Source organism: Photobacterium sp. DNB23_23_1 (assembly GCF_052873815.1).
The window spans coordinates 1-13560 of sequence record NZ_JBNNXT010000041.1 but is presented as its reverse complement, the minus strand read 5'-3'; the positions used below and the strand labels follow the sequence as shown (position 1 = coordinate 13560).

Genomic DNA, 13560 nt, shown 5'->3' with positions numbered 1-13560 from the left:
TTTTTTGACAATAGCTAATAACTCGCTACCTTAAAGCATTGAGCTTTAGCTGCGCTTGACCCAATATGCTGTCGACAGGATAGGTACCATCCAAACCTGCTTGACCGGCAGCCTGCCCCATCAATATTTCAATCGCTTCTGTCACATGGCGAATTGCCCAGATTTTGAAATCACCTTTTTCAACAGCCTCGACAATATCTTTTCGCAACATCAAATTATGAACATTGGACTGAGGAATAATTACACCTTGATTTGGCGCTCTTCCTTTGATGCCACAAACATCAAAGAAACCCTCAATTTTCTCATTCACCCCCCCGATTGGCTGAGCTGCACCAAACTGATTCATTGAACCGGTAATGGCCACATCCTGACGGAGTGGGGTTTGTGAGAAAGCCGACACAATAGCACACAGTTCCGCCATTGATGCGCTATCGCCATCAACGCCACCGTAAGACTGTTCGAACGTCAGGTGCGTAGTGAGTGGGATCCGCTTATTACGTCCAAACACCGATGCCAGATACGCCGATAAAATCATCACCCCTTTTGAATGAATTCGGCCACCAAGATCAACACTGCGCTCAATATCAAACACGCCACCATCCCCATAAGATGTCGTCGCAGTGATCCGGTTCGGCGAACCAAACTGGTAATCCGAGGTTGAAATCACCGACAAAGCATTGACCTGTCCAACCGCTTCACCATCAGTGTCGATCAGTGTTGTGCCGTTGGTGAATGTCTGCATCACATGATCTTTAAGTCGGCTGACCCGCATCTCTTGATTGCTCAAAGCCAATTCAACATGATTTGCTCTGATCATAGTGGCATTAGATGACTTCGCGACGTAATTGGACTCGCGCAGCAAATTAGCAATGTCGGCCGAATGCAACGACAGTTTGTTCTGATCATCTGCTTGGCGAGAGCTGTATTCGATGATCCGGCCAATGGCTTTACGGTCACAATGCAACATCTTGTTATCGTTGACGATGCTGGAAATGAACTTGGCGTATTGCGCTTCCGATTCATCGGTACGGTTCATTTCATCTTCAAAGTCGGCTGTAACACGGAACAATTCGCTAAATTCAGGATCATAATGCTGGAGCAGCTGGTATGTTTGGTAGTCACCAAACAAAATGAGCTTAACATGAAGCGGGATCGGCTCAGGATCGAGTGAGATCGTTCCTGATAGCGTCACTTCTTTTTCCAAAGAACTCACGCTCAGCTTGCGAGACCGCAACGCACGCTTCAGTCCGTCCCACACATAAGGTCGCTCAAGGACTTTAACCGCATCCATCAACAGCACACCGCCATTGGCACGGTGTAAGCTACCAGGACGGATCAGCGAGAAGTCAGTAAATACCGTACCTTTATAAGTGGCATTTTCTACATAACCAAATATCGAGTGATAGTTCGGGCTTTCCTCTACCACGATAGGGAACTTGGAATCATCTTGGTTTACTAACACATTGACTTGATAGCGGCGTGGCATTTTTTTATCCAACGCAGCATAGGCAAGGGCAACCTGCTCTTCACTTTCCTCCAAGAAAATATCGAGATTTTCAAGAATATCAGCCTGCATTGCTTTCAGGTAAGCGGTAACTTCAGGCAAAGGCTTATATTCTTTCATAAGTGCCTTTATAAAGTGTGATACCACATCGAGTGCCACTTCTTCGTTAAGCTTTTGGATCTTTTCGGAAAACTCTTCTTCCAGTTCAGTTAGCTGACGAACAATATTGCGTAGCTTTCGCTCCAGTTCATTGATCGTATCTTCAAAGCCCACCTGCTCTTCTTCTGTCAGCTGAGCAAATGTTTCTTCGGTATGAGGCTCTTCGCCATTTAAAGCAACAAGTTGGTACTCACCGGTGGTTGTGACGGACAAACTGACACTGTGATCTTTCGCCTCTTGGGTCAGTGTCAATAATGCACTCTCTTGCTTCTCAGTCAGCTGGTTTTTGAGCTTTTCCGAACGGCTGTAATACATTTCATTATCGAAAGCCAAAGGCAACGCCTTGACCAAACGCGTCATCAACTTTTCGATATCTTTTTTAAAGCTATGACCGCTCCCCGCTGGCAATTTAAGTACCTTAGGAATACGGGCTTCCTCGAAATTAGCAACGTAACACCAATCATAAAGCGGGATGCCGTTGCCATTAGGATCGTGGCGGTTGAGATAGCGCAGCACCATTGTACGCTTACCAAGACCATTACGGCCAATGGCATAGATGTTATATCCCTTCTCCTTGATCGACATGGCAAATTCAACGGCCTTCTGGGCACGTTCTTGACCAACGATTTCATCAAGCGGGGTAAGATTTTTCGTCGACTTACAATCTTCAGGCAAGCCATTTAGTTCTGAGGCGCGATACAGTTTATCACTGCTTAGCGGTTGAATAGTCATATGGCTCCCTCCATAAACAATCGGTTAGATCCAGTGTAGACAGTAAATTATTATGATTTAGTGACTTAGCCAACGTTTACTACTGCTAAGCCATACTAAAAGGTATCGTTTGCTGTATTTATGTACAAAGACCTGACGATATCGAGTATTTTTGCTCGTCACTTGGAGACACCGAAATACGCCCACCTACCCCTCATTCAGCCTCTCTGTTAATATACCGCGCTTAATGTAAGGTAAGCGGAAATCATCAATGAAAAACACCCGAGTCAGTATTGGACTAAGTAACCCTAAAAGCCCAACAAATGTTGGTGCAGTAATGCGCGCTGCAGGCTGTTATCGTGTCGACTCAGTATCATATACCGGCCAGCGTTACGACAAGGCAGCGAAATTTCAAACAGACACCAAAAGCGTGTCAAGTAAAATTCCGCTGACAAACGTGCAATCACTGCTTGATGATCTCCCTTCCGATACCCAAATAGTCTGTGTCGAACTTGCAGAAGGTGCCATTGCTTTGCCTGCATTCAAACACCCTGATAATGCTTTATATGTGTTTGGCCCAGAAGATGGCACTATTGCGCAAGAAGTTGTTGATAAAGCACACGCGGTTGTATATGTACCAACTGTAGGCTGTATGAACCTTGCTGCAACGGTTAACGTGTTACTTTATGATCGTTTGGCAAAAGCTGAGGATGTAATTATGGGTGATGAGCTTATCCGTCAGAGTCGCGACAACAAGAATAACCTCGTTGTCAAAACACCTAACACCGCTCAATAAACCCATAACAAGATATGGCCAGCTTACGTTTATACCTCCAAAGCTGGCCTTTATATCCCCTTTATACCCAAGACTATTTAGGTATATGCTACTGACCGAGTTTTTCTATAATCTTCCTTACTGTTTCGACATTATTTTCATAAGCAGCAATTGCGTTGATGACGGTGAGGCAATCTGTAGTTAAATTTGACTGATTCTTTTCTATGACGGTGTTATAGATTGATTGAGGAAAGTCATCGGAAGTCCCTTGTGGCGCCATATATGTCACTACTGAGTCTTGGTAATTACGATGATATTTCAAACATGGCCAGCTTATGGCTTCAACCGCTGCGCTCGCTATGCCACATTGCCACTCTTCACGTACTTCTTCTGGAGATTGTTCGAAGTGCATCTCGTCAGGACCTCCGGTATCTAACCATCTCTGAACAGATGCCAAATAATGTTGATGATCGTAATCCTGTATCAACTCTACCACCGTCGTCGAAGAATATGAGAAACAAACACTCAACATATACAGTTCTGACAACGACATAGCGTTAAGCGCTAATAGAGCCTTACTATAGGCGGCATCGTGAAGCGTTTTTTCAACACTTTCTCTTTGCTTTTCTTCCTGCTTTCTCTTTTCTTTCAAGCATTGAATACGTTTTTTCCCACTATCAATAAGTTGCAATGCTTGTTGTAACAACTCAATTTCAGATGAAGAATACAATTCAACGAGATCCACTAAAACGACATCTTTAATGGTGTTAGAAGCCGTGGTCACTTTAGCCTGTTTACTTTTCAAGGCTCTGCTATTCGCAAAATCAAGCATAATGATCCCCTCAAAATCGATACATTGATGCTAACGCATCTATACAGTTAGGATGATTAAAAAGTGAATGAAAAAAATCGACAATAAATAGCTGGGGTGGAAAAGAAGAGAGAATACTATCAGTATAGACAATGGCTTAAATATGTTAGTGACATGCGTCTTGTTTATATAAAAAGCCATCAGTGCCAGCCTGATGACAACCTGCCTATCAGCGGCTAATTACCTAGAAAACCAAAGGTATAAGAAATTATTGCATCCCTTTTAACTACAGGGATGCAAATAAAACACCCGTTAAACAACATCAACAGTAATACCACGCTCATTGAAATCATCAATACAGCTTGTGGGAAAATCACTATCGGTAATCACTTTGTCGAAACATTCAATATCAATAGCGTGGAATGTTGCCACTTTGCCGTATTTAGAGGAGTCGCTAACGAGATAACTTTGTTGCGACGAAGCAATAATGGCCTTCTTCACCAATACCTTTTCTTCACTTGGCGTTGAGATCCCGCGTTGGTTCCAAGAAGACGTAGAAACAAATGCCAAATCAATGTTCATTTCTTGCAGTATATGAGTCGCTTGTTGCCCGACACACGATTGATTCCCCTTATCCACCTTGCCGCCAGTATGGTAGATACTGCACTCGGCATGGTTCATCAAATAATAGGCAATAGCAAAATCATTGGTGATCACTAATAGATCATCTCGATGATTTAACTGGTGGGCTATTTCTAACGTCGTGGTACCCGCATCGAGATAAATCGTCATGTTCGGCTTAATTAACTGTGACGCATAAAAGCCAATGTCAGCCTTTTCATTTCGGTGCTGGTTTATCTTTACATCATGTGAAAATTCACTGTGAATGCTCTCTGTCAACTGGACGCCACCTGACACTGATATTACTCGTCCGTCAGACTCTAGTTTAGCAATATCACGACGGATCGTCATGTGTGATACATCAAGTTGGCGTGTCAATTCACTGATGCTGATGACTGCCTGACTACCCAACATAGTCAGGATCATTCGTTGTCGTTCTGCCGGAATCATGGGTTCTTCTTTATCGTGTTGTCTTGCACATATATTAACATCAACAACACCACATGTGAATATGTGTTACTTTCTGTTTCATCCGCCACAAATAGCTCTGAACATATAAAGACATAAATTACAATCATTTAAAACCAAATAGTGATTAAAACCTCTCAATACACCTGTCTAACATTCATAACAATTATTAGTGACAACGTTAATAAATGTGAAGCAACACCTGGAAAATCCTTTGTAAGCATCATAAAATCACACTCAAGAACATTAATTAACAATATTTAACATGGAGAGGGTGATGGAAATACAACAAGTACAATCAGTTGCTGTCATTGGATTAGGGTCTATGGGCATGGGAGCTGCAAAATCATGTATTCGTGCAGGCCTTGATACATACGGTATCGATCTAAGCACCGACGCACTAAAAGAACTCGAACAAGCCGGTGCAAAAGGTGTTTCACACAACTGTGCTGACTTCGCCCAAGTACTCGATGCAGTCTTGCTATTAGTTGTGAATGCCCGCCAGGCCAAGGCGGTACTCTTTGATAACCAACTTGCAGAACAACTCAGGCCCGGCACTGCAGTAATGGTATCTGCCACTATTTCAGCAGAAGATGCAAAAACCATTGAAGCAGGTCTGCAACAGTGTCAGCTCATCATGCTTGATGCGCCAGTTTCAGGCGGTGCAGCAAAAGCCAACATCGGTGAAATGACTATCATGGCTTCGGGCTCAGAAGCCGCGTTTACCAAGCTCAAACCAGTACTCGATGCAACAGCAGGTAAGGTTTACAACATTGGCACTGAGATCGGCTTGGGTGCCACAGTGAAGATCATCCACCAGCTACTTGCCGGTGTTCACATCGCTGCAGGCGCTGAAGCCATGGCACTGGCCGCCCGGGCCAATATCCCATTGGATTTAATGTATGAGGTAGTAACCAATGCAGCGGGGAACTCCTGGATGTTCGAAAACCGTATGAAGCATGTTGTTGACGGTGACTACACACCAGCATCTATGGTCGATATCTTTGTTAAAGATCTTAATTTGGTCTCCGATACCGCCAAAGATCTGAAATTCCCACTACCTCTTGCCTCGACAGCACTGAATATGTTCACCAGTGCCAGCAATGCAGGTTTCGGCCAAGAAGATGACAGCGCCGTAATCAAGATTTTCGATGGCATCGAACTGCCGAAGAAGGAGCAATAATCATGCTACTAGGAGTTATCGCCGACGATTTTACCGGTGCAACGGACATTGCAGGATTTCTGGTTGAAAATGGCATGCGAACCATACAGCTAAATGGTGTACCAGAAACCAGCCTAGACATCGAAGCCGATGCGGTTGTGATCAGTTTAAAGTCACGATCTTGTCCGGAACACGAAGCTATCGACACCTCTGTTGCGGCTCTGAACTGGTTACAACAGCAAGGCTGCCAGCAGTTCTACTTTAAATATTGTTCGACTTTCGACAGTACAGCAAAAGGCAATATTGGCCCAGTTACTGATGCGTTGCTTGATGCACTAAATGAAGATTTCACCATCGTCTGTCCTGCCCTACCGGTTAACGGACGCACTGTCTTCAGCGGTCACCTGTTTGTAATGGGCGAGCTACTATCTGATTCAGGTATGCGCAATCACCCAGTTACCCCAATGACTGATTCAAGCCTTGTTCGCTTAATGGATGCTCAATCCCAAGGCGCGACTGGCTTAGTGAACTACCAAACTATCGAACAAGGTGCTCAGCCTGTTACCGAACGTTTTTCAACCCTAATCCAAGAAGGTAAGCGTTACGCCGTTGTCGATGCTTTCAACCAATCGCACCTTGAAACGTTGGGAGAAGCTGCAAAATCACTCAAGTTAATCACTGGTGGTTCAGGCCTTGCTTCCGGCATTGCTAAAAACTGGACGGAACATTTGAGCGATCAATCATCGGCCAAAGAAGCAGGAAAGCCACAACAAGCTAAAACTGTCGTTCTATCCGGTTCATGTTCAGTGATGACCAACAAGCAAGTTGCTAGCTATGCTGCTAAAGCACCGCACTTAGCGCTAGATGTCAAAGCCTGTCTTGAGCAGGAAAACTACTGCGAATCAGTCTTTCAGTGGGTACTAAAGAACCTAGATGCAGATTTCGCCCCTATGGTTTACGCCACCGCAGAACCTGAAGTACTCAAAGCGATCCAAACCCAATACGGAGCTCAGGCTTCAAGCCATGCTGTTGAGCAGTTCTTTAGCCAGTTAGCCCACCAACTTAAAGAAAATGGCGTGCAGAACTTTATTGTGGCCGGCGGGGAAACATCAGGAGTTGTCACACAAAGCCTTGGGGTAAAAGGCTTCCATATCGGCCCTCAGATTGCACCGGGTGTGCCTTGGGTGAAAGCCATCGACAGCACGCTATCACTGGCACTGAAATCAGGCAACTTTGGTGACGTTAATTTCTTTGAAACGGCACAAGGGTTCTACCATGACTGAACAACAACTCAGAGAGCAGATGGTAACGCTTGCTCGTTCGATGTTCGAACGAGGTTACGCCACTGGCGGTGCAGGTAACCTCTCTCTCAAACTGCCAAGTGGATACTTCCTGGCCACACCAACCGGCTCTTCATTTGGCCGACTAGATGCTGAACGTTTATCGGTAGTTGATATTGATGGCAACCACATTTCAGGTGACCGCCCATCAAAAGAAGTGGCGTTCCATTTGGCAATTTACCGTAACAACCATAAGTGCAATGCAATAGTACATTTGCATTCAACTTACTTGACGGCACTGTCGTGTTTGGAAGGGCTAGATACCAACAATGCGATTAAGCCATTTACCCCTTACTTCGTCATGCGTATCGGTGAATTACCGGTTATCCCATACCTTCGCCCAGGCGATCCGCGCATTGCCGAAGAGTTGGCAAAACGCGCCGCAGATTACCGCGCCTTCTTGCTAGCAAACCACGGCCCAGTCATCACAGGAACGGACCTCATTGATGCTGTAGACAATGCAGAGGAACTAGAGGAAACCGCAAAACTGGCATTAATGCTTGATGGCAAATCAATTCGATACCTTAGCAAAGAAGAAATCACAGACCTACAAGGGAGAGGCAAGTAATGGCTAAATTCGCAGCAAATCTCACCATGCTTTTTACCGAAGTACCTTTTTTAGAGCGCTTCGAACACGCTCATCGTGCTGGCTTCAAAGCCGTGGAATACCTATTCCCTTACGCCTATGACGCAGAAGTGTTGGCTAGTGAGTTGAAGAAATATAGCTTCGAACAAGCACTCTTCAATATGCCTCCGGGGGACTGGGATGCTGGTGAACGAGGCTTTGCCGCTATTCCGGGTCGTGAAGATGAGTTCCGTGCCAGTGTCGATACAGCCCTTAACTATGCCCTTACTTTAAGTTGCAAAAAAGTGCACGCAATGTCAGGAATAGTTGATAGCAACTTCAGCTACCAACAACACGTCGACACATTCATCAGTAACATCCGCTTTGCGGCTGATGTATTTGCCCAACACGGTATTGAGCTGATGATTGAGCCCCTGAATGATCGTGATATGCCAGGCTACTTCATTTCACACCAGCGTGATGCAGTAGAGCTTATCAAGCAAGTTGATCGCCCTAATGTAAAACTGCAGCTCGACCTCTACCACGCCCAGATAATGGACGGTGATCTAAGCGTACTTATTCGCGATTTAGCTGACTACACCGGCCATGTCCAAATAGCTTCAGTACCTAATCGCCATGAGCCAAACGAAGGAGAGTTAAATTACCCGCACCTATTCAATGTGCTGGATGAATCTGGCTACACCGGATGGATCGGGTGCGAGTATAACCCTAAAAATGGTACTAAAGCTGGCCTGCAATGGGTTCAGCCTTACCTCTAATTCAATAAAAATAAACGGTGGCCACCTATTGGCTACCCATTCTAAAGACGTGAAAAAACAGGGAATGAAAATGAATATAGTGATTACTGGCGGAGCTGGATTTATCGGTACCCTACTTGCCGAATCTCTGCTCAAAAACAATGATGTTAAAAAAGTCACCCTTGTCGACATCCATGAGTCTCGATTAGCTGGTAGCGATTCAAGGATCGAATCTATCAATATCGACATGACCCTCCCAGAAAATATAGATAAAGTCATCACCAATGACGTTACACACGTTTTTCATTTAGCTGCTATTGTTTCAAGCCATGCCGAAGCAGACTTTGATCTCGGCATGTCAGTCAACTTAAACATCACCCAATTACTGCTTGAGAAATGCCGCCTTACAAACCCTGATATCCGATTTGTATTCTCAAGTTCACTCGCCGTGTTTGGAGGGAAACTCCCAGACGAAATACTTCCAATGACCGCCATGCAACCCGTATCAAGTTATGGTACCCAGAAAGCCATTGGTGAGCTTCTCGTAAATGATTATTCCCGCAAAGGTTATGTTGACGCAGTGACAGTAAGGCTACCAACTATCTGTATTCGTCCAGGTAAACCGAATAAGGCAGCCAGCTCTTTTGTCAGTGGTATTATTCGTGAACCACTGAATGGACAAGAGTCAAACTGTCCTGTTGACCCGAACTTGAAATTGTGGATTTCCAGTCCAAATAAAGTAGTTGAAAACATTATAAAAGCGGGACTCATTAAAGCAGAAAAACTCACTAAGCTTAATTTCCGCACACTTAACCTACCTGGAATCCAAGTCACCCCTTCCGAAATGATTTCAACAATGAATGCGGTCACAGGCAAAGATTTTTCAGGTTACATTTCGTTCGATATCGATAAGCAGGTTGACCGAATTGTCAGCAGTTGGCCACAAAGGATCAACAATGATATCGAGCTCAGCTTAGGGTTTGTCGCAGACAACAACTTCAATGACATTCTCGCCCACTTTATTCACTCAGAGCAAAAACAAGCGGAGGCCACATTATGATTCTTCCAACATCTGTTATCGGCCTGATTATTGCCGTTGCTGTTCTAGTATACCTAGTGCTCCGTACAAAAGTACACGTGCTTATCGCCATGATTGCTGCTGCGTGTATTGCCGGTATTATCGGTGGACTGAGTGTCAATGATACCATGTCGACCATCAGTGCTGGATTTGGTGGCACCTTAGGTGGCATTGGTATTGTTATCGGGCTAGGTGTAATGATGGGCGCCATTTTAGAAACTACAGGCGCTGGTGAATCCATCGCTTACCACTTCATAAAATGGTTAGGTAAAAAGAAAGAAGAAACGGCATTGGCTGTAACTGGTTATATCGTGTCTATTCCTGTTTTTGTCGATAGCGCGCTGATTATCCTTTATCCTATAGCTAAATCTTTATCAAAAACGTCCCAGCGTTCCATTTTAACCTTAACCGTTGCACTTGCTGGCGGCTTGGTGGTCGCACACCATGCTATCCCCCCAACTCCTGGTCCACTTGGTGTCGCAAGTATTTTTGGTGTTGATTTAGCATCAATGCTCGGCTTAGGTCTTGCCGTAGCGGCACCTTGCATAATGGGTATTGTTTGGTACGCGCGCTGGCTTGAAAATCACTTTCCTGAGTTCATACCTGTTGACCAATTAAACAAAACAAGTAAAGAGCTAGAGCAAGATCACAAAGACTATCTAGCAAGCAAAGAAGAGAAAAAACTACCTTCGCTCATTCGCTCAATATCACCAATTGTTGTTCCAATTGCTCTAATTCTGTTCAAGTCACTAATGGCCTTATTTGAAAGTAATTTCGGTTTTGAAGGACTCTCACAAAGTGTCATTGGTCAATTTATTGATTTTGTCGGTAGTCCTGTTATCGCTCTGTCAATTGCTACTTTGCTCGCCATTTACACTTTGGGGGACCATCTAAGTAAAGAGCAAGTAACAGATAAACTAGAAGAAGGGATTTCAACCTGCGGGATTATCTTACTCGTAACTGGTGCAGGTGGTGCTTTAGGGGCCGTACTTCGTGAAACAGGAGCTGGTGCAGAAATCGCGAACCAAGTAGCCACCTTACCAATATCCCCTATCATGATCCCATTTATCATAGCTACGTTGGTACGTATTATCCAAGGCAGCGGAACGGTATCGATGATCACCGCGGCTTCTATCTCAGCACCAGTATTGGTAGCGATTCCAGAGGTAAACCTTCTCTTCGCCGCAACAGCAGCAACAATGGGGAGTTTGTTTGCTGGTTACTTCAACGATTCACTGTTCCATATTGTTAACCGCTTGATGGGCGTCACTGAAGTTAAAAAACAATTAGTGATCTGGACTATTCCAACAACAATTGCTTGGGCCATTGGTGGTACCTTAGTAATGGTTCTGAATCTGCTCTTTGGTTCCCAAGGTTCACTTATCGATCCTCTGATTCCTCTCATCGTCCTTGCTGGATGCTTCCTGTTCATTCGCTCATATGACAAGAAGCACGGAGAACACCTTGCATCGTCAAATTCTTAATTGATAATTAAGATCCTAAACTAACAGGGAGGTTAAACAGCCTCCCTTTCTATTATCCGCTTAGTGTATAACCCCAACCATGATAGAGCCCTGCTTTACAGGGCTCTTACTATATTTATCTTGGCTTAGCCACATACTCATAGTCATCACCACGTCGCTTGTAGTAATGGTTATCGATAATCGCATAAGTGGCACCAGCGATGACTGCAAACGTAGCAATTTCCGGAAGGCGGCTACGATGGTAATGGCGGTGCTTAGGGCGCTTATGTACGACCACAACTTTCTTATGCTTTTTGGGCTTTTTCTTCACAACCACAACATGTTTTTTATGGTGCTTATGTTTATGGTGATGATGTCCATGCTTGTGCCCATGCTTGTGCCCTTTCGCTTCCGCCACGCTTGGTGTGGCTAAGCCAAATGACATAATCGCTACAGCAACCATACCGGTAACGATTGATTTTTTCCAAGGCCTTACCGACACTGCCGATTGCTTTGATTCCGCTCTAAATTGTAGTTTCATGGTTATACTCCACTCTTTTATGGCGCTAGATTACCTCCCCGACTGAAAAGCAATGTTCGGTTTCTGTAAAATTACGTCAGGGCAAATGGAAAGAGCCATGAAATGATTAATGACTTTAATTAAGTAATTGATCTGTAGATAAACACTGAAATATCCACTTACATTTCACTTTTACCATAAACGATTACCAAAAATGAAAAATAGGATTATCAATTCAGATCGTTCAATTTTCCATCAAAGGCGTATAGTTACCTCATCAACGAGTTACTCGTTGGTGGGAGATGATGTTCCTCCTTTAACCGCCCCATAGGGGATGATGACGTCTAACAACAACGGCAATGAATGGCCGAGGACCTAAGTGACACTTCGCTTTGCGCAGTGCCTAGCCCTATGTTGTTAGTGTTTATCACTGCTCCCCCCCATTCTTTGCTCAAGCGTTCAATCGTTAGTAGTGAGCAAACAAGATGCAATATTCAACTGAAGTTCAGAACTTGTGTCCAATTCAAAAAGGGCCACAGCACGCATCATCACCTATTCCTGTTGAAGGTCGCTGGGTTAACCCCAAAGATGTCATCGCAATTTCTGGCGTCAGCCATGGCGTTGGTACCTGTGCACCTCAACAAGGCGCAGCCAAACTCACCCTCAATGTCAAAGACGGCATCATCGAAGAAGTACTAATAGAAACAATTGGCTGTTCAGGTATGACTCATTCAGCGGCAATGGCCTCTGAACTGATCACCGGAAAAACCATTCTTGAGGCGCTCAATACAGACTTGGTATGTGACGCAATCAACGTCGCGATGCGTGAGATTTTCTTGCAGTACGTGTATGGCCGAACCCAAACCGCTTTCTCATTAAACGGTTTGCCAATTGGCGCTGGGCTTGAAGATCTAGGAAAGGGTCTACGAAGCCAAATCGGTACCCATTATGGTACCCGAGCCAAAGGTCCACGCTATATGGAACTGGCCGAAGGCTACGTTACCCAGCTTGCACTGGATGAAAACGATGAAATCATCGGTTATCGCTTTGTTAACCTTGGAAAAATGATGGAGTCCATCGGTAAGGGAACTCCTGCCGAAGAGGCAATGCAATTAGCTACAGGCCAATATGGCCGTTGTGATGAGGCGATCAAAACTATTGACCCTCGCCATCAATAGTTACTGACACTGTATTAAATCAAGAGTGACAGTGTCACTAAACATATTAAGCCAACGCACTCACAAACCAATAAATCCCTGAGGACATCAATATGGCTGCTTTATTTGAAAACTATGATCGCCGCATCAACCAAATCCAGCCTCTACTTAACCAGTACGGATTCAATTCATTAGAGGACGCTTTTAGCTTCTGTAAAGAACATAAAGTAAACCCATACGACATCGTCAAGGACACCCAACCCATCGCGTTTGAAAATGCCGCTTGGGCCTATGTCCTAGGTGCAGCCATCGCATTTAAAGAAGAAAGCAAGAATGCCGCTCAAGCAGCAGAACTTATAGGGGAAGGTCTTCAAGCATTCTGTATTCCAGGCGCTATGTTCCCTTAAGTTGTTGCTACACTTAAAGTAGGCAGCAACTGGAGGGAATTTTTATGCTCCAAGCCCACTT

At 44.6% G+C, this 13560-nt stretch carries 13 protein-coding genes and 1 riboswitch; of the genes, 9 read left to right on the top strand and 4 right to left on the bottom strand.

Going from position 1 to position 13560, the window contains the following annotated elements; translation table 11 throughout:
* Positions 1-25: 25 nt before the first annotated feature.
* The gene (locus tag ACVA53_RS20140) at positions 26-2395 is read right to left on the bottom strand and encodes a Lon protease family protein (RefSeq protein WP_446506067.1); all 2370 of its coding nucleotides are present in this window, start codon (positions 2393-2395) and stop codon (positions 26-28) included.
* Between the two features lie 250 nt (positions 2396-2645).
* Here ACVA53_RS20140 and ACVA53_RS20135 point away from each other — a divergent pair, with 250 nt between their 5' ends.
* Positions 2646-3170 carry an RNA methyltransferase gene (locus ACVA53_RS20135; protein ID WP_446506066.1) on the top strand — a complete coding sequence of 175 codons (525 nt, stop codon included), beginning with the start codon at positions 2646-2648 and terminating at the stop codon, positions 3168-3170.
* An 88-nt stretch (positions 3171-3258) separates the two neighbouring features.
* On the opposite strand, the gene ACVA53_RS20130 is transcribed toward ACVA53_RS20135, so the two are convergent.
* Both ACVA53_RS20130 and ACVA53_RS20125 read right to left on the bottom strand, forming a co-directional pair.
* Entirely contained in the window at positions 3259-3981 is a 723-nt protein-coding gene (locus ACVA53_RS20130; RefSeq protein WP_446506065.1) for a hypothetical protein, read from the bottom strand.
* A gap of 291 nt (positions 3982-4272) precedes the next feature.
* Positions 4273-5031 carry a DeoR family transcriptional regulator gene (locus ACVA53_RS20125; RefSeq protein ID WP_446506064.1) on the bottom strand — a complete coding sequence of 253 codons (759 nt, stop codon included), beginning with the start codon at positions 5029-5031 and terminating at the stop codon, positions 4273-4275.
* A 301-nt stretch (positions 5032-5332) separates the two neighbouring features.
* On the opposite strand from ACVA53_RS20125, the gene ltnD reads away from it, so the two are divergent.
* The 6 genes from ltnD (at position 5333) to ACVA53_RS20095 (ending at position 11436) form a co-directional block, all read left to right on the top strand.
* The gene (gene ltnD / locus ACVA53_RS20120; RefSeq protein WP_446506082.1) at positions 5333-6232 is read left to right on the top strand and encodes an L-threonate dehydrogenase; all 900 of its coding nucleotides are present in this window, start codon (positions 5333-5335) and stop codon (positions 6230-6232) included.
* Positions 6233-6234: 2 nt separating this feature from the next.
* Positions 6235-7494 (top strand): 3-oxo-tetronate kinase, encoded by a 1260-nt coding sequence (otnK, locus tag ACVA53_RS20115; RefSeq protein ID WP_446506063.1) that lies wholly within the window; start codon positions 6235-6237, stop codon positions 7492-7494.
* The gene (gene otnC, locus ACVA53_RS20110) at positions 7487-8119 is read left to right on the top strand and encodes a 3-oxo-tetronate 4-phosphate decarboxylase (protein WP_255043311.1); all 633 of its coding nucleotides are present in this window, start codon (positions 7487-7489) and stop codon (positions 8117-8119) included. Before otnK ends, otnC begins: the two co-directional genes overlap by 8 nt.
* The gene (gene otnI, locus ACVA53_RS20105) at positions 8119-8895 is read left to right on the top strand and encodes a 2-oxo-tetronate isomerase (protein ID WP_446506062.1); all 777 of its coding nucleotides are present in this window, start codon (positions 8119-8121) and stop codon (positions 8893-8895) included. The genes otnC and otnI overlap by 1 nt, the downstream gene beginning before the upstream one ends.
* 70 nt (positions 8896-8965) lie before the next feature.
* On the top strand, positions 8966-9934 hold the full coding sequence (gene denD, locus ACVA53_RS20100; RefSeq protein ID WP_446506061.1) for a D-erythronate dehydrogenase: 969 nt from the start codon (positions 8966-8968) through the stop codon (positions 9932-9934).
* Positions 9934-11436: a GntP family permease gene (locus tag ACVA53_RS20095; protein ID WP_446506081.1), complete on the top strand. Its 1503-nt coding sequence runs from the start codon at positions 9934-9936 to the stop codon at positions 11434-11436. The genes denD and ACVA53_RS20095 overlap by 1 nt, the downstream gene beginning before the upstream one ends.
* A 115-nt stretch (positions 11437-11551) precedes the next feature.
* Here ACVA53_RS20095 and ACVA53_RS20090 read toward each other — a convergent pair whose 3' ends face one another.
* Positions 11552-11956 (bottom strand): hypothetical protein, encoded by a 405-nt coding sequence (locus ACVA53_RS20090; protein ID WP_446506060.1) that lies wholly within the window; start codon positions 11954-11956, stop codon positions 11552-11554.
* 268 nt (positions 11957-12224) lie between these two features.
* A riboswitch (Fluoride riboswitch) is annotated at positions 12225-12289 on the top strand.
* Positions 12290-12420: 131 nt separating this feature from the next.
* On the opposite strand from ACVA53_RS20090, the gene ACVA53_RS20085 reads away from it, so the two are divergent.
* Together ACVA53_RS20085 and ACVA53_RS20080 are read left to right on the top strand one after the other, a co-directional pair.
* Positions 12421-13113, top strand: a complete 693-nt coding sequence (locus tag ACVA53_RS20085; protein WP_446506059.1) for an iron-sulfur cluster assembly scaffold protein — start codon at positions 12421-12423, stop codon at positions 13111-13113.
* A gap of 92 nt (positions 13114-13205) precedes the next feature.
* A complete protein-coding gene (locus ACVA53_RS20080; RefSeq protein ID WP_446506058.1) occupies positions 13206-13499 on the top strand; it encodes a GGGtGRT protein in 294 nt (97 codons plus the stop codon).
* The last annotated feature ends 61 nt before the right edge of the window (positions 13500-13560 follow it).

Excerpts from the sequence above, each read along its gene's own strand:
- ACVA53_RS20140 (WP_446506067.1), bottom strand. The coding sequence starts at position 2,395 with ATGACTATTCAACCGCTAAGCAGTGATAAACTGTATCGCGCCTCAGAA.
- ACVA53_RS20135 (WP_446506066.1), top strand. The coding sequence starts at position 2,646 with ATGAAAAACACCCGAGTCAGTATTGGACTAAGTAACCCTAAAAGCCCA.
- ACVA53_RS20130 (WP_446506065.1), bottom strand. The coding sequence starts at position 3,981 with ATGCTTGATTTTGCGAATAGCAGAGCCTTGAAAAGTAAACAGGCTAAA.
- ACVA53_RS20125 (WP_446506064.1), bottom strand. The coding sequence starts at position 5,031 with ATGATTCCGGCAGAACGACAACGAATGATCCTGACTATGTTGGGTAGT.
- otnK (WP_446506063.1), top strand. The coding sequence starts at position 6,235 with ATGCTACTAGGAGTTATCGCCGACGATTTTACCGGTGCAACGGACATT.
- otnC (WP_255043311.1), top strand. The coding sequence starts at position 7,487 with ATGACTGAACAACAACTCAGAGAGCAGATGGTAACGCTTGCTCGTTCG.
- otnI (WP_446506062.1), top strand. The coding sequence starts at position 8,119 with ATGGCTAAATTCGCAGCAAATCTCACCATGCTTTTTACCGAAGTACCT.
- denD (WP_446506061.1), top strand. The coding sequence starts at position 8,966 with ATGAATATAGTGATTACTGGCGGAGCTGGATTTATCGGTACCCTACTT.
- ACVA53_RS20090 (WP_446506060.1), bottom strand. The coding sequence starts at position 11,956 with ATGAAACTACAATTTAGAGCGGAATCAAAGCAATCGGCAGTGTCGGTA.
- ACVA53_RS20085 (WP_446506059.1), top strand. The coding sequence starts at position 12,421 with ATGCAATATTCAACTGAAGTTCAGAACTTGTGTCCAATTCAAAAAGGG.
- ACVA53_RS20080 (WP_446506058.1), top strand. The coding sequence starts at position 13,206 with ATGGCTGCTTTATTTGAAAACTATGATCGCCGCATCAACCAAATCCAG.